Origin of the sequence: Paenisporosarcina sp. FSL H8-0542, assembly GCF_038632915.1 — a bacterium.
Classification (GTDB): Bacteria; Bacillota; Bacilli; order Bacillales_A; family Planococcaceae; genus Paenisporosarcina.
Genome location: NZ_CP152050.1, coordinates 2,936,491 through 2,957,050, shown reverse-complemented (window position 1 = coordinate 2,957,050; position 20,560 = coordinate 2,936,491). Strand labels below are relative to the sequence as shown.

Genomic DNA, 20,560 nt, shown 5'->3' with positions numbered 1-20,560 from the left:
AGCAAATAGTTTCTGCGACGAGTAACCGCAGGAGCAAATAGTTTCTGCGACGAGTAACCGCAGGAGCAAATGGTTACTGCGACAATACCAGAAAAAGCCGAATGGATAGAAACCGATCGCGAACGGTCATAAACACTCCGTGAGTGATCAAAAAATCATCACGAGTGGACGAAAACACTCACCGAATGGACAGAAACTCATCACGAGTGGACGAAACCAAAAATAACCAACAGATCCACATAATAAATTGTCGCAATTCTTTAAAAAAACAAAACTGTAAGCGTATACATTCAAAGGAGGCAACAATCATGACAAAAACAGTTATTTTAGATGGCGCACGTACAGCATTCGGGAAAATGGGAGGTGCACTCTCTTCACTTACTGCAAGCGATTTAGGTGGAGTAGCCATCAAAGAAGCATTGAACCGTGCAGGCGTTGCACCAGAATCAGTGGATGAAGTCATCATGGGTACGGTTTTGCAAGCTGGGCAAGGGCAAATTCCTTCTCGTCAGGCAGCTACAAAAGCAGGCCTTCCTTGGAGCGTTAAAACAGAAACAATCAACAAAGTGTGTGCATCAGGTATGCGCGCAGTAACGTTAGCAGATCAATTAATCCGTTTAGGTGAAGAAGAAACAATCGTTGCAGGCGGCATGGAATCCATGTCAAACGCTCCGTATTATTTGCCTAAAGGTCGATTCGGGTTACGCATGGGCGATGCACAAATGATAGACGGCATGATTTATGACGGACTTTCATGTTCATTCAACCCGAAACGTGTACACATGGGCACCTACGGCAATACAACAGCTGAGCAATTCGCGTTGTCTCGCGAAGCGCAAGATGCATGGTCATTCCGCAGTCATGATTTAGCGTTGAAAGCAATCGACAACGGAACCTTCGCTGAAGAAATTACGCCAGTGGAAGTTCCACAACGTAAAGGTGACACATTGAAAATTGAACAAGACGAAGCACCCCGTCGTGATACATCAGTCGAATCTTTATCAAAATTAAGACCGGTATTTGGCAAAGAGGGTAGCATCACAGCAGGTAACGCACCTGGTGTAAATGATGGAGCTGCGGCACTTGTGTTGATGAGCGAAGATAAAGCGAAGGCAGAAGGCAAGACACCTCTTGCTTATGTCATCGGTCACGCGGAAGTTGCAATTGAGCCAGAAAACTTCCCACAAACACCGGGTCTTGTTATCAATGCAATCTTAGAAAAAACAGGCAAAACATTAGAAGACATCGACTTGTTCGAAATCAACGAAGCATTTGCAGCAGTAGCTTTGGCATCTGCACAAATCGCGAACCTGGATGAAACGAAAGTCAATGTAAATGGTGGAGCAGTAGCACTTGGACACCCAATCGGAGCGAGTGGAGCTCGTATTATCTTAACTTTGGCTTACGAGTTGAAACGCCGCGGTGGCGGAATCGGAATCGCAGCTATCTGTTCTGGTGGCGGTCAAGGCGATGCCATCATGATTGAAGTGCCTAAAGCTTAATTTAAACAGTGTGAACGTATAGAGGAGGACAACAAGATGACAATTCAAAAAGTACTCGTAATCGGAGCAGGTCAAATGGGGTCAGGAATTGCACAAGTGTGTGCACAAGCTGGCTTCGACGTAAAACTGAATGACATGAAAGAAGAATTTTTCCAACGCGGTCTTATGACAATCACGAAAAACTTATCACGCAATGTTGAAAAAGGACGCATGACAGAAGGTGAGAAGGAGCAAGTACTTTCTCGCATCACAAAGTCACTAGACTTAAACGATGCATCGGACGTTGACTTAGTGATTGAAGCGGCAGTCGAAAACATGGAAATCAAACAAAAGATTTTCAAACAACTTGATGAAATTACACCGAAGCATACAATTTTGGCTTCAAATACATCATCTCTACCAATCACGGAAATCGCTGCAGCGACAAACCGTCCGGCACAAGTAATCGGCATGCACTTCATGAATCCGGTACCAGTTATGAAACTGGTTGAAATCATTCGTGGACTTGCAACTACGGACGAAGTTTACACAAGCATCGAAGAAATGACGAAAAAACTTAATAAAGTGCCTGTTGAAGTAAACGACTTCCCAGGATTCGTTTCTAACCGCATTCTTATGCCAATGATCAACGAAGCGATTTATACATTGTACGAAGGTGTGGCTACGAAAGAAGCCATTGACGATGTCATGAAACTTGGAATGAATCATCCAATGGGACCTCTGCAATTAGCTGATTTCATTGGTCTGGATACTTGTTTGTACATTATGGAAATCCTGCATGACGGCTTCGGCGACAGCAAATATCGTCCGTGTCCATTGCTTCGAAAATATGTAAAAGCTGGCTGGTTAGGTAAGAAAACAGGTCGCGGTTTTTACGAGTACGAATAGGGGGTTTCATCAATGGAATTGAAATTTACAGAAGAACAATTAATGATGCGCAATATGGTACGTGACTTTGCAAAAACGGAAATTGAACCATTCATTGAAAGAATGGAACAAGGTGAATTTCCACGTGAAGTTTTAAATAAAATGGCGGAGTTAGGCTTGATGGGAATCACCATTCCAGAGCAGTACGGTGGATCTGAAATGGACTTCACAAGCTACATAATTGCGATTCATGAATTATCAAAAGTGAGTGCTGTAGTTGGCGTTATCTTATCAGTACATACATCTGTTGGGACGAATCCGATTTTGTATTTCGGAAACGAAGAGCAAAAACAAAAGTATATTCCGAAATTAGCGGCTGGAGAATATTTAGGAGCATTTTGCTTAACTGAACCATCAGCAGGATCAGACGTAGGCTCTATGAAAACAAAAGCAGTTAAAGACGGGGAACATTATAAAATTAACGGTTCAAAAGTTTTCATCACAAACGGTGGAGAAGCTGACGTTTATATTGTGTTTGCTTCAACGGATGCGACGCAAGGTTCGAGAGGGATATCTGCTTTCATCGTCGATAAAGACACACCGGGCTTGATTATCGGTAAAGATGAACACAAAATGGGCTTGCACGGTTCACGTACAGTTCAGCTAACATTTGAAGATATGAGAGTTCCGGTTGAAAACTTATTAGGTCAAGAAGGCGAAGGCTTTAAAATTGCCTTGGCAAACTTGGATGTTGGTCGAATCGGAATTGCAGCACAGGCTTTAGGAATTGCGGAAGCAGCATACGAGGCTGCAGTTGGATATGCAAAAGAGCGCGTTCAATTTGGTAAACCGATTGCAGCACAACAAGGTGTAGGCTTTAAAATCGCGGACATGGCTACAGCTGTCGAAGCATCTAAATTATTGGTTTATCGCGCGGCAGATTTACGTTCACGCGGCATAAATTGTGGAAAAGAAGCGTCAATGGCAAAACTATTCGCTTCTAAAACCGCAGTGGAAACATCCATCGAAGCAGTTCAAGTATTTGGTGGTTATGGCTACACAGAAGACTATCCAGTAGAACGCTATTTCCGTGACGCGAAAGTTACCGAAATTTACGAAGGCACATCTGAAATCCAGCGACTAGTAATCGGGAAACACTTACTGAAATAAAGACTACTAAAATATTGGCGATTATTTTGTTGATAGTAAAGGAATCTGCGACAAGCTTGTGCTCCTGCGGGAAAACGGACTGCCAAGACCCTACAGCGAAGACAAAGGAACGAAGGCTAAGAACGCCACCTCGTGTGGCAACGCCTTTGTGACCAACATCCTGTTGGCCCGAGGAGGCAAGGAAGTTCGTCCGCGGAAAGGGAGCAGATTCCCTCGTTTTGATAAAAATCAACTTATAGTTAACAAATCTTATATATTAATTTCACTTAAAAGGGGAATAGAAAATGAACTTCAAACTAACAGAAGAACATGAAATGATTCGTAAAATGGTGCGTGACTTCGCGACGAAAGAAGTAGCACCAACTGCTGCAGAGCGTGATGAAGAAGAACGCTTTGACCGTGAGATTTTCGACAAAATGGCTGAGCTAGGATTAACAGGGATTCCTTGGCCTGAAGAGTACGGCGGAATCGGTTCGGATTACCTTGCTTACTGTATCGCAGTAGAAGAACTTTCACGCGTTTGTGCATCAACGGGTGTAACACTTTCAGCTCATACATCTTTAGCTGGATGGCCGATTTTCAAATACGGAAACGAAGAACAAAAACAAAAATACCTTCGTCCAATGGCCGAAGGAACAAAAATTGGTGGCTACGGTTTAACAGAAGCTAGTTCGGGTTCTGATGCTGGCGGCATGAAAACAACAGCTAAACTCGATGGTGATCACTATGTGTTGAATGGTTCGAAAATCTTCATCACAAACGGTGGAATTGCTGACATTTATGTAGTATTTGCAGTAACGGATCCGACTTCAAAACATAAAGGTACAAGTGCATTCATCGTTGAAGCTGATTTCGAAGGCTTCTCAGTTGGGAAGAAAGAAAAGAAACTCGGCATCCGTTCATCACCAACAACGGAAATCATTTTCGACAACTGCCGCATCCCGAAAGAAAACTTGCTAGGTGAAGAAGGCGAAGGATTCATCATCGCAATGAAGACGCTTGATGGAGGACGTAACGGCATTGCAGCACAAGCTGTTGGTATCGCTCAAGGTGCACTCGACGCTTCAGTAGAATATGCGAAAGAACGCGTTCAATTCGGTAAATCAATCGCTGCGAACCAAGGGGTGTCTTTCAAATTGGCTGACATGGCAACATCAATCGAAGCTTCACGTTTATTGACGTACCAAGCAGCTTGGTTGGAATCAAACGGTCATTCGTACGGGAAAGAATCAGCGATGGCGAAATTAATGGCAGGGGATACAGCGATGAAAGTAACAGTGGAAGCTGTTCAAGTATTCGGTGGTTACGGATATACGAAAGACTATCCAGTGGAACGTTACATGCGCGACGCGAAAATCACACAAATCTACGAGGGAACACAAGAGATTCAACGTCTTGTTATTTCTCGTATGTTAACGAAGTAAGTCGTGACGCAAATGAAGCCCAAGCGCGAAGTCCAGTCGTCAGTGAAAGATGAAAGCCTAATTTCTAAACGCCGGAATCAAATGATTCAGGGGGCTGTCGCGCTCTTTAAACAAAAGGGCTTTCATCGCACCACGACTCGTGAAATCGCAAAAGAAGCAGGATTTAGCATCGGCACACTTTATGAATACATCCGTACGAAAGAAGACGTATTGTATTTAGTGTGTGATAGCATTTACGAAAAAGTGCAGGAACGTCTTACAGCTTTTCCAACGCAAGCTGGTACACTGGATGGCTTGAAAACAGCCATCCGTCACTATTACTTGCTTATTGATGAAATGCAGGATGAATTCATGGTTATGTACCAGGAATCAAAATCACTGCCAAAAGATGCATTGCAATATGTATTGAAAAAAGAACTCGAGATGGTGGCCATCTTTGAAGACATTCTTCACGCTTGCCGCAAATCAGGGGAATTTCAACTGTCTCAAGATGCCGTGAAATTGGCAGCGCACCATATCGTGGTTCAAGGTCAGATGTGGTCTTTCAGACGTTGGGGACTCCACCGTGATCTGACCATCGAACAGTTCATTGATCAGCAAACAACATTTTTCTTACAAGGGATACAAGGGAATGGGGGAACAGCATGACAGCAACAGTGGAAATTTATCGTCCAAAAAACCACGTACGTTTCGTGACGGCTTCAAGTCTATTTGATGGGCATGATGCGTCAATCAACATTATGCGTCGCATCCTACAATCAACAGGTGCTGAAGTCATTCATTTAGGGCACAACCGCTCGGTGGAAGAAGTTGTGAACGCGGCAATTCAAGAAGATGCGCACGGTATTGCGATTTCATCTTATCAAGGTGGACACGTTGAATACTTTAAATACATGTACGATTTACTTGCTGAAAGAGGAGCTCCACATATCCGCATTTACGGCGGTGGTGGTGGTGTAATTATTCCAAAAGAAATCAAGGAACTTCATGATTACGGCATCGCGTGGATTTTCTCACCAGAAGACGGCCGTACACTAGGTCTTCAAGGTATGATCAATCGCATGGTAGAAGACTGTGATAAAGCTGTTGAAGCAAATAACGCTGTAGAGCAATTGGCTCAAGTTGATACGGACCATCCTGAAGTGTTGGCACATTTAATCAGTGTGGCTGAAGATGGCGCAAACAATGAAAATGCCGAAGCAAAAGCATTAGTAGAAAAAGCGCGCGGACTTTCTAAAGGAACGCCAGTACTCGGGATCACAGGTACAGGCGGAGCTGGTAAGTCTTCTTTGACAGATGAATTGATTCGTCGTTTCTTATCGGAATTACCGGATAAAAAAATTGCGGTTCTATCAATAGATCCGACAAAACAAAAAACAGGTGGGGCATTGCTTGGCGACCGTATTCGTATGAATGCAATTTTCAACAAACGTGTCTTCATGCGCAGTTTGGCAACACGTGGTTCTCGTACTGAATTATCAGGTGCTATTGGCGACGTACTGGATGTTGTCAGAGTGGCTGGCTACGATTTAATCATCGTGGAAACGAGTGGAATCGGGCAAGGGGATGCAGAAATCACAAACGTAGCAGACGTTTCTATGTACGTCATGACTAGTGAATTCGGAGCTCCTTCTCAACTTGAAAAAATCGATATGATTGATTACGCTGACTTGATTGTCATCAATAAATACGAGCGCAAAGGTTCTGAAGACGCGCTTCGCCAAGTGCAAAAACAATACCAACGCAGCCGCGGCTTATGGGATGCTAGTATTGATACAATGCCTGTTTACGGCACGATTGCTAGTCAATTCAACGATAAAGGCACTAACTCATTATTCGCAGCTTTAGTGTCACGCGTAAATGAAGTATGCGGAACGAACTGGGAAACTTCGTATGAGCAATTTGTGAAAACGCAAAAGCAAAACGTTATTATTCCGAATGACCGTCGTTACTACTTGCGCGAAATCACGGATGCGGTACGTGGCTACCACAAAAAGTCCAATCAACAAGTGGAATTTGCACGTCGTTTATTCCAATTAGAAGGCGCGATTGAAGCGGTTAACGAAAAAGCACCGAACGATGCATTAGTCGAGTCATTGACTTCTCTTGCACAAGGTGTTCGCGACGAATTGACTGCGGAATCAAAACGCATTTTAGACAACTGGAAAGCGCTCAAAGAAGCTTATGCCGGCGACGAGTTCATCACTCAAGTACGCGATAAAGAAATCCGTACGATCTTACGTACAGAAAGCCTTAGCGGTCTGAAAATTCCGAAAGTCGTATTGCCGAAGTTCGTGGATTACGGTGAAATTTTACGCTGGGTTTATAAAGAAAACGTACCAGGTTCATTCCCATATACAGCGGGCGTATTCCCATTCAAACGTGAAGGGGAAGATCCAAAACGTCAGTTTGCTGGTGAAGGAACACCGGAACGTACAAACCGCCGCTTCCATTACTTATCAAAAGATGACGATGCGAAACGTTTATCAACAGCTTTCGATTCGGTAACTCTTTACGGAGAAGACCCAGATGAGCGTCCGGATATTTTCGGGAAAGTCGGAGAATCAGGCGTTAGCATTTGTACACTTGATGATATGAAGAAACTATACGATGGCTTTGATTTATGCGCACCTTCTACTTCTGTGTCAATGACAATCAATGGACCTGCTCCAATCATTTTGGCGATGTTTATGAACACGGCAATTGACCAGCAAGTGAAGTTGAACGAAGAAAAACTGGGTCGTACGTTAACGGTTGAAGAATTCACCGAAGTACGCGAAAAAACGATGCAAGTCGTTCGTGGGACTGTTCAAGCGGATATTTTAAAAGAAGACCAAGGGCAAAATACATGTATTTTCTCAACGGAATTCGCACTTCGCATGATGGGTGACATCCAACAGTACTTTATCGATTCAAAAGTACGCAACTATTACTCAGTATCGATTTCTGGTTACCATATTGCAGAAGCTGGAGCGAACCCGATTTCGCAATTGGCGTTTACGCTTGCAAACGGCTTCACATATGTTGAGTATTACTTGAGCCGCGGAATGAACATCGATGATTTCGCACCAAACTTATCATTCTTCTTCTCGAATGGTTTGGATCCTGAATATACAGTAATCGGCCGTGTGGCTCGTCGTATTTGGGCAGTTGTAATGCGTGATAAATACGGTGCCAATGACCGTAGCCAAAAATTGAAGTACCATGTACAAACTTCAGGTCGAAGCTTGCATGCGCAAGAAATCGATTTCAACGATATCCGTACAACACTTCAAGCATTGATGGCGTTGCAGGATAACTGTAACTCACTTCACACAAATGCTTATGACGAAGCGATTACAACACCGACGGAAGAATCCGTTCGTCGTGCAATGGCGATTCAAATGATCATTACAAAAGAACACGGTCTTGCGAAAAATGAAAACCCACTACAAGGTGCATTTATTATTGAAGAAATGACCGACTTAGTGGAAGAAGCGGTACTTTCTGAATTTGATCGTATCAACGACCGTGGTGGCGTACTTGGTGCCATGGAAACACAGTACCAACGTGGAAAAATTCAGGAAGAATCCATGCATTACGAAATGCTGAAACATACGGGGGAACTGCCGATTATCGGTGTGAACACATACTTGAACCCAAACCCGCCTTCAGCGGAAAGCATTGACAACATGGAAATTGCACGTGCAACAACAGAGGAGAAAGAAACGCAAATTCTCAACTTGCGTGCCTTCCAACAACTCAATTCTGTAGAAGCAGAAGCTGCGCTGAAACGCCTGAAAGAAGTAGCAGTAACAGGCGGCAACATCTTCGAACAACTGATGGACACAGTAAAAGTGGCCTCACTTGGTCAAATTACTAATGCTTTATACGAAGTAGGCGGCCAATACCGTCGTAATATGTAAACCGAAAAAAGCGACCCACTTTGGTGGGTCGCTTTTCTGTTTGGGAATATGAAGAATAGGGTGTTACGGCGACTCACACTTTATTTTGCGAGGAGTATAAGTCGAGATAAATGGTTGAGAGGGAATAAACCGCCGTCGTAAAGGAATAAACATCCTAACTAGTGTTATACACAACAGGAGCGAAGCGAAAACAAAACCATTAAATCTTTAAACCTGAATGGGAGCAATTTCGCTAAATCGCTGCATTGGCTCTTTTCTGTGAAAGAAGCTTGCTATATTTGAAAATCCCGGTTCCATGGAACAACTCCAGGGAAGCGGGATTATCATTTAACTCTTATAAATCATACCTATAACCTATAAAAAATACGGACCGATCAGGAAAAATAAAATCATGAAATTAACAGCCGTCGTATACAATATCAGCATATTACCATTGTCTTCCGACACTTTTGTACGCGAAAGGAAAACTGGCAATAAACATACTATTCCTGCCACAATAATTACTGCCGATACTTGCCAGAGCTCCGTTAAATAAGGAGCTTTCTGAACGATTTTTTCCGGATTGAAGACGGTTGCGAACAAGACAAGTTGGCTGACAACCAAAGCGACTGTATTCACCAATAAGGCAATGAAGTAGGCATTGGATCTACGCAATTTATGAAGTAAAGCAAGTGCGCCATAGCCAATACTTAGTGCCGGAACAAGCCAGGCGAAAGACAGCAACATCATCACGAAACCGTTAAACAAGATCGTTAACATGGTATAAAGTGCTTCTTTATTGTCGCCTTCCAGACCGTCTAAACTCTGTGCGCGTTTTTCTTCAGTAGTTGAAGAATACATGAGTTTTTGGACGGTTCCGTTTGACTGGAAATAAGCCAGGGTATCTATATTAAGTAAAATTGGATTGGTATAAAGATCTCCAATTTTCGTTGCAGCTGCCGCTTCAATGTGTTCATTGTCAGCAAGTCCAACATAAGCCTGATTCACTTTTTTGCCAGTTGAATCATAATGCGAAGCGGTGAAAGAAATATATGTATCGGCTTCACTCAGAAAAATACTTGGAAAACGGACATCTGTCAGTTTGATGCCGGTATTCTTATCGAAAAAAGCAAGTTGTGAGAAAGAAGGTGTCTCTTGCTCCGTTAACTCAAACGTGGCCGTTCTTATAGACTTTTGTCGAGAACCACCGGAATTGATTTCTATATCCAACAGCATTCCGAAAAGATTGTTTGGCTTCGAGAAAAGCGTCATCGATTGTATGATTTCACTTGAATTCGTGGTGAACTGGAACAATTCTTCCAATTCACTACCAGCTTCGTAAAGTGTGAACCGGTTAGTGAGAATGTCACGAGTCACGATGAAAATATGATCATCCAAAACTTTGGCTGTGAAAACTGGCTTCTCAGTGGTGAAAGGCATCACCGCACCATCACCTTGCTGAACGAACACTTTTTGATCAGTTGTCCAATAAACAAGCGTGTCGTCGGACTTTGTGAAATCCTCAACCTGGTCAGCAATCATTTCATTATTACCGTATTCAGTAGAGTAGATTAGCGAATCTTCAACGATAGTATAAGAAGTTTTTCCATCGCTCCATGTATTTTTCTTGGCATTTAAATCTGAATTCGACCATGCCTTCTCACAATCCATAGTCAATGAACATTCATATAAATCCAGTTGTCTAAAATTAAGCAAGCTAACTGCATAGCCATTTTTAGTCGGTACACTTTGAAGCTTTATATAATCACTTGCCTGTTCATCAGTAGGAAATGATCGGCTCCATTCAGGAGAAGGTGGCGCTTTTTGTTCATTCAAGTTAACCCAGTATTGGGAACCTATCAATAGGAGTAAGAGTCCTAAGGTGTATAATTTGAGTTTTCTGGTCATCATCGGGTCCTTTGCATCAAAGATGTATTTATTACTAGTATGGCATAGTTTTCCAATCGGATAAATATTAACAATTGGGCTTATTCAAAAAATCTAACTATTTATCATGCATTTGCGCTAGAGCCGCAGGTTTCGTATGAGCCAACTAGTAAGAATGTATAATTGTGAGTCTCATGAACATAAACTCTTTTTTAAAGGTAATGTTATATGAGAGCCGATACCCACTCTTATTAAAAAAGTACAAATAAAAGTTTACAATGCCAAAATTAAAAATATTCATAAATTCCATTTTAAAAAGATAAACTTATTAACTTAATTGGGTATAATAGAACAAGAGGAATTGGGAGGATGTCACAATGAAAAACAGCATACATATTGTCGTGGTTTTGGCATGCCTTATCGGGACATTTTTCTTGTATAACAAGCAAATGGGGTCGATTCCCTTACTGATATTATCGATTTACTTGTTTTATTTCGGGTGGACTACGATAAGGGAAACAAAAAACAACAAATCACGGTAGCATATTTCAATGAGGTTTGTATATAATGGTTATTATGCCAACGTATGTAGAAAGGACGTGCACGATTTGAAATTTCGTGAAATGACAACAGAACAACTAAGTGAAGAATCGTTTATCGATTTGGGATATGCAATATTGGAAGAAAAACACGAATCTCTGACTTTACAAGAATTACTAGATGAGATCAAAAAATTAAATAAATTTACTGAAGCTCAAATGAAAGAACGTATGCTTCAGTACTATACAGATATGAACATCGATGGTCGCTTCCTGGCGATTTCTGAAAACCGTTGGGGTCTACGCGAGTGGTACCCTGTTGAACAAATTGAAGAAGAAACAGCGCCTACTGTAAAAGTTCGCAAGAAAAAAGCAAAAGCTGATGTGGATGAAGACGATCTTGAAGATGATTCAGATGATGATGAAATCGCATTCGAAGAGGACTTCGATGAATTTGTTGAAGACGTAGATGGCGAAGAAGACTTCGAGTTGGACGAGGACGACGATGAAGAAGAAATCGAAGAAGTGGCTGCTGAAGAACTTCTTGATACAGACGATGAATTCGAAATCGTGGACGAAGAAGATGAGGAAGATGAAGAAGACGAAGAAGACGAAGTATAATAACCCTTGACTTCTTAGTTCATTCAGATTAATCTTTTACTTGGGCTCCCTAAAAGGGAGATTGAACGCTTATATAATGCGCTCCCCCTGCAAACACTGCAGGGAGGGCGCTTTTTTTGTTTTTACAAGTGTAAAGCGCAACATTAGTTCAGAGTTGTCGAAAATAGCATGAAAACTCGTTTTTACTAAGTTTCAAAACTTACAATCGAGCCGAAGCTTGAAACGATCTTGAACTTTTTAACAGCACGCCTCACCCAACTTCATTTCAAATACACCATAATAGGAGGAGTTAGCTTTGACTAAATATATTTTCGTAACAGGTGGCGTAGTTTCTTCACTTGGTAAGGGAATTACCGCGGCTTCACTCGGCCGTTTACTGAAGAATCGTGGACTTAACGTAGCGATTCAAAAATTCGATCCATACATTAACGTAGACCCAGGTACAATGAGCCCGTACCAACATGGGGAAGTTTACGTGACGGACGACGGTGCCGAAGCAGACTTGGATCTTGGTCACTACGAGCGTTTCATTGACATTAACGTCAGCAAATTCTCAAACGTAACAACAGGGAAAGTATATTCTGCGGTCTTGAAAAAAGAACGTCGTGGCGACTACTTGGGCGGAACTGTACAGGTTATTCCACATATCACGAATGAAATTAAAGAACGTTTAGTTCGTTCTGCAAAAGAAACACATGCAGATGTGGTCATCACTGAAATCGGTGGAACAGTAGGGGACATCGAGTCACTGCCATTCCTAGAAGCAATCCGCCAAATGAAAGGCGACTTCGGTGCAGAAAATGTTATGTACATTCACTGTACGTTAATTCCTTACATCCGTGCTGCAGGTGAGATGAAAACAAAACCAACGCAACATAGCGTAAAAGAATTGCGTAGTTTAGGGATTCAGCCAAACATCATCGTGGTGCGTACCGAACATGAAGTACCACAAGATATGAAAGATAAAATTGCGTTATTCTGTGACATTAAAGCGAGCGAAGTAATTGAAGCGCGTGATGCGGAGTCTTTATATGAAGTACCGTTAGCGCTTCAAGAACAGCATATGGACCAAATCGTCCTAGATCACTTCGGCATTAATGCGCCTGAAGCGGATATGACGGATTGGACAGCTTTAGTTGACCGCGTGAAAAATTTATCGAAAAAAGTTCGTATTGGCTTAGTCGGTAAATATGTAGAATTACAAGATGCGTACATCTCAGTTGTAGAAGCCATGAAACATGCAGGGTTTGCATTCGATGCGGACATTGAAGTGAAATGGATTAACGCTGAGCACGTAAACGAGGAAAACGTTGCAGAATGGTTAAGCGATGTTGACGGCGTATTGGTTCCAGGTGGCTTCGGTGACCGCGGAGTTGAAGGGAAAATTGCTGCAACTGCTTATGCACGTGAAAACAACGTACCGTTCCTTGGTATTTGTTTAGGAATGCAATTGGCAACAGTTGAATTTGCACGTAACATTCTTGATTTAAAAGACGCTCATTCTGCTGAATTAAATCCAGCTACACCATACCCGATTATCGACTTGTTACCAGAACAAAAAGATATTGAAGATTTAGGTGGTACACTTCGTTTAGGATTACAACCATGTAAACTAATTCCTGGTTCAAAAGCATATGAAGCTTACGGACAAGAGTTAGTGTACGAACGTCACCGTCACCGTTACGAGTTCAACAACGAATACCGCGAGCAATTTGAAGCAGCTGGCTTCATTTTCTCTGGTACGAGCCCAGATGGTCGATTAATTGAAGTGATTGAAATTCCAAATCACCCATTCTTCGTCGCATCTCAGTTCCACCCAGAATTTATCTCGCGTCCACAACGTCCACAACCACTATTCCGCGAGTTCATCAAAGCGGCAGTAGGGGAATAATTTAACCAAAAGCCCGTTCCTTTGAAAATGAAGGAACGGGCTTTTGTTATACTATTTATGGATAAAATTAGATATTTTTTTTAAAAATGCACTACAGGTATGGAATATCCTGTATTATAATAAAGGGATTACATTTTCTCCTTCATAAAAGCAAATTATTATTGAAAAATATCTTTTTTATGCAGGATTATGGAAAAGATTGTAGAATTATTAGAAATAGTACCAGTGCAAGCAAAGGGGAACGTTTTCATGAAACAGTTACTGATTGTGGATGATCAACAGGGGATTCGTTTGTTATTAAATGAAGTGTTTAAACGTGAAGGTTACACGACATTTTTGGCTGCGAATGGAATTGAAGCATTAGAACTAGCTGAGAGAGTTAAGCCAGACGGTGTGCTCCTAGATATGAAGATACCGGGGATGGATGGAATAGAAATTTTGAAACGTATCAAAGCGCGTACTCCTGACTTGCCGGTCGTCATGATGACGGCATATGGAGAACTTGATTTAATCAAAGAAGCAATGGATTTGGGCGCTTCACATTATTTCACAAAGCCCTTTGATATTTATGAAGTGCGCGATGCTGTAAACGGAATGTTAAAAGACTGACATAAGCAGGCAGTGGCAAACACTGCCTGTTTTTGTTATTATAAAAGATGGTTAAAAGCAATATTTCCTATTCATGAAACGGAGGATTCCTCAATGGCTTTAGTATCGATGAAAGACATGATGATCAAAGGGAAAAAAGAAGGCTATGCAATCGGACAATTCAATATCAACAACTTGGAGTTCACGCAAGCCATTTTACAAGCAGCAGAAGCAGAAAAATCCCCAGTAATCTTAGGCGTTTCTGAAGGGGCAGCTAAATATATGGGCGGTTTCACAACCGTTGTTCACATGGTTAAAGGATTGATGCACGACTATAAAATTACGGTTCCTGTAGCGATTCATTTAGACCATGGTTCAAGTTTTGAAAAATGTAAAGAAGCAATTGATGCTGGATTCACATCAGTCATGATTGATGCATCACATCATCCATTGGAAGAAAACATTTCAACCACGTCTCAAGTAGTGGAATATGCACACGCTCATGGCGTGTCTGTTGAAGCTGAGCTTGGAACTGTGGGTGGACAAGAAGATGACATTATCGCAGAAGGCGTCATTTATGCAGATCCAAAAGAATGTGCTGAACTGGTTTCACGCACTGATATCGATTGCTTGGCACCTGCACTGGGTTCTGTTCATGGTCCTTACAAAGGAGAACCGAATTTAGGTTTTGCTGAAATGGAAGAAATCTCGAAATTATCAGATCTTCCACTTGTATTGCACGGTGGAACCGGAATTCCTGTAAAAGATATTCAACGTTCGATTTCACTGGGAACAGCGAAAATCAATGTTAATACTGAAAATCAAATTGCAGCTACAAAAGCAATTCGTGATTTCTTGAATAGCGATGCGGATGTTTACGATCCACGTAAATACTTAATTCCTGCTCGTGACGCAATCAAAAACACTGTACAAGGAAAAATGCGCGATTTCGGAAGTTCTGGAAAAGCATAAATAAAATAGCATAAATAAAACAAGAGAATGTAAGGAGAAGTGTCGGAATACGGCCTTCTCCTCTTTTTCCATCAAATGGAGGCAACTAAAAATGAAATTTTTTATCGATACAGCAAACTTTGAAGAAATTAAAGAAGCACACGCTTGGGGTATTTTGTCAGGCGTAACTACAAATCCATCACTTGTGGCAAAAGAAAATATTTCTTTCCACGATCGTTTACGTGAAATCACTTCACTAGTAGAAGGTTCAGTCAGTGCAGAAGTAATTGCTTTGGATGCTGAAGGAATGATTAAAGAAGGTCGTGAACTAGCGGCAATTGCACCAAATATCACAGTGAAATTACCAATGACACCAGACGGTCTAGCAGCATGTTCAGTATTTTCAAAAGAAGGCATTAAAACAAATATCACGTTGATTTTCAGCGCAAACCAAGCTTTGCTTGCAGCACGTGCTGGAGCAACTTATGTATCACCATTCCTTGGGCGTTTGGACGATATCGGTCACAACGGCATGGATTTAGTCGGTACGATTGCACAAATTTTTGAATTGCACAATATTGATACAGAAATCATTGCTGCATCAATTCGTCATCCACAACACGTGACAGACGCAGCGCTTCACGGAGCACACATTGGAACAATGCCGATAAACGTAATGAAACAAATGTTCAAACATCCATTAACGGATAAAGGAATTGAAGCATTTTTAGCGGATTGGAATAACCGTTTAAGTGCAGAATAAGTTAACTCTTGAATTGATTGTAGGTGAATTACATGGAAGTGTATAAAATTAATGGGCAAAAACGTTTACAAGGAACAATTAAAGTGAGCGGTGCCAAAAACAGCGCAGTTGCTTTAATCCCGGCATCCATTTTAGCCAATTCTCCTGTCACGATTGAAGGATTACCGGAAATCTCGGATGCTTGGACACTGAAAGAGTTGCTAGAGGAAATCGGTGGGGATGTATCTTTCGACGACGGCACTATGAACATTGATCCTACTAAAATGCAAGGCATGCCTTTGCCAAACGGCAACGTTAAAAAACTTCGAGCATCCTATTATTTGATGGGTGCCATGCTAGGTCGCTTTAAAAAAGCGGTCATTGGCTTGCCAGGAGGCTGTTTCTTAGGACCTCGTCCGATCGATCAACACATCAAAGGCTTTGAGGCGCTTGGTGCCAAAGTGACGAACGAACATGGTGCCATTTATTTGCGTGCGGATGAATTGCGTGGAGCTAAAATTTATTTAGACGTTGTCAGTGTTGGTGCCACCATCAACATCATGCTGGCTGCCGTAATGGCTAAAGGGCAAACGACCATTGAAAATGCCGCGAAAGAACCTGAAATCATTGATGTAGCGACTTTGTTAACAAACATGGGAGCGAAAATCAAGGGTGCAGGAACGAACGTCATTCGAATCGATGGAGTTGATGAACTACATGGGACGAACCACACGATTATCCCCGATCGAATTGAAGCAGGAACATTCATGATAATGGCTGCAGTGGCTGGTGACGGTGTTACAATTGACAATGTCATCCCATTCCATGTTGAAGCGCTGACTGCAAAACTGCGCGAAATGGGCGTTAAGATCGAAGAAGGCGAAGAAAGTATCTTCATTCCGAAATCAGAGAACTTGCAGGCAGTGGATGTGAAAACACTGGTGTATCCTGGTTTCCCAACGGATTTACAGCAACCGTTCTCTCTTTTAATGACCCAGGCCAAAGGTTCATCGGTCATTACAGACACCATTTATTCAGCCCGTTTCAAACATATCGATGAGTTGAAACGTATGAATGCCAGTGCACGTGTAGAAGGGCGTACAGCGATTATTTCAGGTCCGACGAAATTGGAATCCGCTTCAGTTCGTGCATCAGATTTGCGTGCAGGAGCAGCCTTGGTATTGGCTGGATTGATTGCCGAAGGAGAAACTGAAATTCGCGATATTTATCATATCGAACGAGGCTACAGCTCGTTAATTGATAAATTGCATGGGCTCGGTGCAGATATTCGCCGCGAAACTATCGAAGATGAACACGAACATTCGAGCACAGAAGACAACGAAAAATAAAAATCTGACCACTTGTCACGTATGGTACAATGACAGGTGGAAGAATGACGCAAATAAATGACCGGATAACGGGAGGAACACACAAAATGGAACGCAGTTTATCAATGGAGTTAGTGCGTGTAACAGAAGCAGCAGCAATCGCTTCGGCACGTTGGATGGGCCGAGGTTTGAAAAATGAAGCGGATGACGCAGCGACTACAGCTATGCGAAACGTTTTTAACTCTATCCCGATGCAAGGGGTCGTCGTAATAGGCGAAGGTGAAATGGACGAAGCACCGATGCTATATATCGGTGAAGAACTAGGTCTTGGCATTGGCGGTCCGGAAGTGGATATCGCAGTTGACCCTCTCGAGGGAACAAATATCGTGGCTTCAGGCGGATGGAATGCGCTTGCAGTTCTTGCAATCGCAGACAGAGGCAACCTGCTGAATGCACCGGATATGTATATGGACAAATTGGCAGTAGGACCTGAAGCAAGAGGCCAAGTGGACATCAACGCTTCTGTAACAGATAACTTACGTGCGGTTGCCCGTGCTAAAAACAAAGACATCGAAGACGTTGTGGCAACAATTTTAAACCGCCCACGTCACCAAAAAATTATTGATGAGATTCGTGCATCAGGTGCTCGAATTAAATTGATCAATGATGGCGACGTTGCAGGTGCAATCAACACAGCATTCGATGAAACAGGCGTAGATATTTTATTTGGACTGGGTGGCGCGCCAGAGGGCGTTATTGCTGCAGTTGGCTTGAAATGTCTAGGTGGCGAAATACAAGGTAAATTAGTTCCTACCAACGAACAAGAATTACAACGTTGTATTCGTATGGGACTTGATGTAAACCGTGTATTCCGTATGGAAGACCTTGTAAAAGGTGACGACGCAATCTTTGCGGCAACGGGTGTAACGGATGGAGAACTTCTGCGTGGTGTACAATTCAAGGGATCATATGCAGAGTCTCATTCATTAGTTATGCGTGCGAAATCAGGCACAGTCCGTTTCGTAGAAGGGCGTCACAGCTTGAAGAAAAAACCTCATCTTATGATGGAAGACTAACTTCAAAAATATGTGCCTGGCCATAACTTGGCCGGGCATCTTCTACTAAAATCAATTCATTGCAGAACCAATCCTACCTTCAACTTGAATCGACACAACAAAATATGTAAAAGAGTGGTGCCATTTTATGACAACCTTAAAGATTGCTGAACTAGAAAGTATGACGTTAAAAGAACTGTATGCACTTGCACGCCAGTTCAAAATCTCGTACTACAGCAAACTAACGAAAAAAGAACTTATTTTTGCGATATTAAAAACACGCGCAGAACAAGAAGGCTACTTCTTCATGGAAGGTGTCCTGGAAATTATTCAATCTGAAGGGTTCGGTTTCTTGCGCCCCATCAACTATTCTCCAAGTTCAGAAGATATCTATATTTCCGCATCTCAAATTCGCCGTTTCGACTTACGTAACGGAGATAAAGTAACAGGAAAAGTACGCCCACCAAAAGAAAATGAACGATACTACGGCCTATTGCACGTAGAATTAGTAAATGGTGAAGACCCGGATTCTGCAAAAGAACGCGTGCATTTCCCGGCACTCACACCGTTATATCCAGATCGTCACATCAAGCTTGAAACAGAGTCAAACAAACTATCAACCCGCATCATGGATTTAGTAGCACCTGTCGGATTCGGTCAACGTGGCTTAATCGTGGCACCGCCAAAAGCGGGTAAAACGATGTTACTAAAAGAAGTGGCAAACTCGATTACGACAAACTATCCGGATGCAGAACTGATTGTCTTGCTAATTGACGAACGTCCAGAGGAAGTTACGGATATCGAGCGTTCTGTGAATGCCGATGTTGTAAGCTCAACGTTTGACGAAGTACCAGAAAATCACGTAAAAGTTGCGGAATTGGTTCTTGATCGTGCGATGCGTTTAGTTGAACACAAACGTGACGTCATCATCCTGATGGACTCCATTACACGACTGGCACGTGCGTACAACTTAGTGATTCCACCAAGTGGTCGTACATTATCTGGTGGTATTGACCCTGCTGCATTCCATCGTCCAAAACGTTTCTTCGGTGCAGCACGTAACATTGAAGAAGGCGGAAGCTTAACAATTCTTGCAACAGCTCTAGTTGATACAGGATCACGTATGGATGAAGTGATTTACGAAGAATTTAAAGGAACAGGAAACTTGGAGCTTCACCTAGACCGCAATTTGGCAGAGCGTCGTATTTTCCCGGCACTCGACATCCGTCGCTCGGGAACACGAAAAGAAGAACTACTTATTCCTTCAAATCAACTCGAAAAACTATGGGCAATTCGCAAAACATTCTCGGATTCGCACGATTTCGGCGAACGCTTCCTAAAAAAATTGCGTCAATCGAAATCAAACGAAGATTTCTTCAACCAGCTCAATGACGATATGAAAGCTCATCGTGGTGGCAAGGGACTGCTATAAGATAAATTGTAGTTCCTTATTTAAACAAAAGGGTTGATTTCGTAAGTCCTTTTTGCTATAATTTAGTTCGGTAGATTTACCATACTCTGTGACATATACGGCTGAACTGAACGGGTCGTGTAAGGTGACAGTTAAATAACCCACTCTGTTCCAGATGGTTCAGGGCGAGAGGAGATTTAAGATGAAACCAGGAATTCATCCCGATTACAAAACAGCTACAGTTACATGTTCATGTGGTAACTCGTTCGAAACAGGATCAGTAAAAGAAGACATCAAAGTTGAGTTTTGCTCAGAATGTCATCCATTCTATACTGGCCGTCAGAAATTCGCAGCAGCGGATGGCCGTGTTGATCGTTTCAACAAAAAATACGGTCTTAAAGAAGAAATCAACGAATAATCACAAAATACCCGCTTAGAGTTTCGACTCTATGCGGGTATTTTTTATTTTATTTAAGGTGAGCGGTCAGTTAGTTGAATTCTGGGGAGTTTAGTTGTAAAAAGAGAAATTTGATTGAATTGAATAAATAATGGAAGTGAACTCTTAATCTCATCACAAATAGAAAAGCTACCCTGTAAAGGCAGTCGGTTCTTCAACTAAGCACTCCTTAGTTGATAAATGAAATCTTCCTGTTGTTGGTATTATTCTAGACGGTTCCCAAAATAGATAAAGTGTAATATA

General features: G+C 42.1%; 16 protein-coding genes. 15 read left to right on the top strand and 1 reads right to left on the bottom strand.

Annotation, left to right across the window (positions count from 1 at the left end):
- Positions 1-308 precede the first annotated feature (308 nt).
- From MHH33_RS14855 to icmF, 6 genes are all read left to right on the top strand, one after another.
- Complete coding sequence (locus tag MHH33_RS14855) at positions 309-1,502, top strand: acetyl-CoA C-acetyltransferase (protein WP_016428292.1); 1,194 nt, start codon at positions 309-311, stop codon at positions 1,500-1,502.
- A 36-nt stretch (positions 1,503-1,538) separates the two neighbouring features.
- Positions 1,539-2,390 carry a 3-hydroxybutyryl-CoA dehydrogenase gene (locus MHH33_RS14850; RefSeq protein WP_016428291.1) on the top strand — a complete coding sequence of 284 codons (852 nt, stop codon included), beginning with the start codon at positions 1,539-1,541 and terminating at the stop codon, positions 2,388-2,390.
- Positions 2,391-2,402: 12 nt separating this feature from the next.
- Positions 2,403-3,539, top strand: a complete 1,137-nt coding sequence (locus MHH33_RS14845) for an acyl-CoA dehydrogenase (protein ID WP_016428290.1) — start codon at positions 2,403-2,405, stop codon at positions 3,537-3,539.
- A gap of 284 nt (positions 3,540-3,823) precedes the next feature.
- Positions 3,824-4,963, top strand: coding sequence for an acyl-CoA dehydrogenase (locus tag MHH33_RS14840; protein ID WP_342542177.1), 1,140 nt, complete (start codon positions 3,824-3,826; stop codon positions 4,961-4,963).
- 12 nt (positions 4,964-4,975) lie between these two features.
- On the top strand, positions 4,976-5,611 hold the full coding sequence (locus MHH33_RS14835; RefSeq protein WP_342542176.1) for a TetR/AcrR family transcriptional regulator: 636 nt from the start codon (positions 4,976-4,978) through the stop codon (positions 5,609-5,611).
- Positions 5,608-8,868, top strand: a complete 3,261-nt coding sequence (gene icmF, locus MHH33_RS14830) for a fused isobutyryl-CoA mutase/GTPase IcmF (RefSeq protein ID WP_342542175.1) — start codon at positions 5,608-5,610, stop codon at positions 8,866-8,868. The genes MHH33_RS14835 and icmF overlap by 4 nt, the downstream gene beginning before the upstream one ends.
- A 354-nt stretch (positions 8,869-9,222) precedes the next feature.
- Here icmF and MHH33_RS14825 read toward each other — a convergent pair whose 3' ends face one another.
- On the bottom strand, positions 9,223-10,683 hold the full coding sequence (locus MHH33_RS14825) for a hypothetical protein (RefSeq protein ID WP_342542174.1): 1,461 nt from the start codon (positions 10,681-10,683) through the stop codon (positions 9,223-9,225).
- A 659-nt stretch (positions 10,684-11,342) separates the two neighbouring features.
- On the opposite strand from MHH33_RS14825, the gene rpoE reads away from it, so the two are divergent.
- The 9 genes from rpoE to rpmE all read left to right on the top strand — a co-directional run bounded on the left by rpoE (position 11,343) and on the right by rpmE (position 20,278).
- Positions 11,343-11,894: a DNA-directed RNA polymerase subunit delta gene (gene rpoE, locus MHH33_RS14820; protein ID WP_342542173.1), complete on the top strand. Its 552-nt coding sequence runs from the start codon at positions 11,343-11,345 to the stop codon at positions 11,892-11,894.
- Positions 11,895-12,189: 295 nt separating this feature from the next.
- Positions 12,190-13,785: a CTP synthase gene (locus MHH33_RS14815; RefSeq protein WP_016428283.1), complete on the top strand. Its 1,596-nt coding sequence runs from the start codon at positions 12,190-12,192 to the stop codon at positions 13,783-13,785.
- Positions 13,786-14,034: 249 nt separating this feature from the next.
- Complete coding sequence (locus MHH33_RS14810) at positions 14,035-14,394, top strand: response regulator (RefSeq protein ID WP_036659477.1); 360 nt, start codon at positions 14,035-14,037, stop codon at positions 14,392-14,394.
- A 93-nt stretch (positions 14,395-14,487) separates the two neighbouring features.
- Positions 14,488-15,345 carry a class II fructose-bisphosphate aldolase gene (locus tag MHH33_RS14805; protein ID WP_016428281.1) on the top strand — a complete coding sequence of 286 codons (858 nt, stop codon included), beginning with the start codon at positions 14,488-14,490 and terminating at the stop codon, positions 15,343-15,345.
- 91 nt (positions 15,346-15,436) lie between these two features.
- Positions 15,437-16,087 (top strand): fructose-6-phosphate aldolase, encoded by a 651-nt coding sequence (gene fsa, locus MHH33_RS14800; protein ID WP_016428280.1) that lies wholly within the window; start codon positions 15,437-15,439, stop codon positions 16,085-16,087.
- A 32-nt stretch (positions 16,088-16,119) separates the two neighbouring features.
- Positions 16,120-17,415, top strand: coding sequence for a UDP-N-acetylglucosamine 1-carboxyvinyltransferase (locus MHH33_RS14795; protein WP_016428279.1), 1,296 nt, complete (start codon positions 16,120-16,122; stop codon positions 17,413-17,415).
- A gap of 86 nt (positions 17,416-17,501) precedes the next feature.
- A complete protein-coding gene (glpX, locus tag MHH33_RS14790; protein WP_016428278.1) occupies positions 17,502-18,470 on the top strand; it encodes a class II fructose-bisphosphatase in 969 nt (322 codons plus the stop codon).
- Positions 18,471-18,597: 127 nt separating this feature from the next.
- Positions 18,598-19,881, top strand: a complete 1,284-nt coding sequence (gene rho / locus MHH33_RS14785; protein WP_016428277.1) for a transcription termination factor Rho — start codon at positions 18,598-18,600, stop codon at positions 19,879-19,881.
- A gap of 181 nt (positions 19,882-20,062) precedes the next feature.
- Positions 20,063-20,278: a 50S ribosomal protein L31 gene (gene rpmE, locus MHH33_RS14780; RefSeq protein ID WP_016428276.1), complete on the top strand. Its 216-nt coding sequence runs from the start codon at positions 20,063-20,065 to the stop codon at positions 20,276-20,278.
- The last annotated feature ends 282 nt before the right edge of the window (positions 20,279-20,560 follow it).

Excerpts from the sequence above, each read along its gene's own strand:
- MHH33_RS14810 (WP_036659477.1), top strand. The coding sequence starts at position 14,035 with ATGAAACAGTTACTGATTGTGGATGATCAACAGGGGATTCGTTTGTTA.
- MHH33_RS14840 (WP_342542177.1), top strand. The coding sequence starts at position 3,824 with ATGAACTTCAAACTAACAGAAGAACATGAAATGATTCGTAAAATGGTG.
- icmF (WP_342542175.1), top strand. The coding sequence starts at position 5,608 with ATGACAGCAACAGTGGAAATTTATCGTCCAAAAAACCACGTACGTTTC.
- MHH33_RS14805 (WP_016428281.1), top strand. The coding sequence starts at position 14,488 with ATGGCTTTAGTATCGATGAAAGACATGATGATCAAAGGGAAAAAAGAA.
- MHH33_RS14795 (WP_016428279.1), top strand. The coding sequence starts at position 16,120 with ATGGAAGTGTATAAAATTAATGGGCAAAAACGTTTACAAGGAACAATT.
- MHH33_RS14845 (WP_016428290.1), top strand. The coding sequence starts at position 2,403 with ATGGAATTGAAATTTACAGAAGAACAATTAATGATGCGCAATATGGTA.
- fsa (WP_016428280.1), top strand. The coding sequence starts at position 15,437 with ATGAAATTTTTTATCGATACAGCAAACTTTGAAGAAATTAAAGAAGCA.
- rpmE (WP_016428276.1), top strand. The coding sequence starts at position 20,063 with ATGAAACCAGGAATTCATCCCGATTACAAAACAGCTACAGTTACATGT.
- MHH33_RS14835 (WP_342542176.1), top strand. The coding sequence starts at position 4,976 with ATGAAGCCCAAGCGCGAAGTCCAGTCGTCAGTGAAAGATGAAAGCCTA.
- rho (WP_016428277.1), top strand. The coding sequence starts at position 18,598 with ATGACAACCTTAAAGATTGCTGAACTAGAAAGTATGACGTTAAAAGAA.
- glpX (WP_016428278.1), top strand. The coding sequence starts at position 17,502 with ATGGAACGCAGTTTATCAATGGAGTTAGTGCGTGTAACAGAAGCAGCA.
- MHH33_RS14855 (WP_016428292.1), top strand. The coding sequence starts at position 309 with ATGACAAAAACAGTTATTTTAGATGGCGCACGTACAGCATTCGGGAAA.
- MHH33_RS14850 (WP_016428291.1), top strand. The coding sequence starts at position 1,539 with ATGACAATTCAAAAAGTACTCGTAATCGGAGCAGGTCAAATGGGGTCA.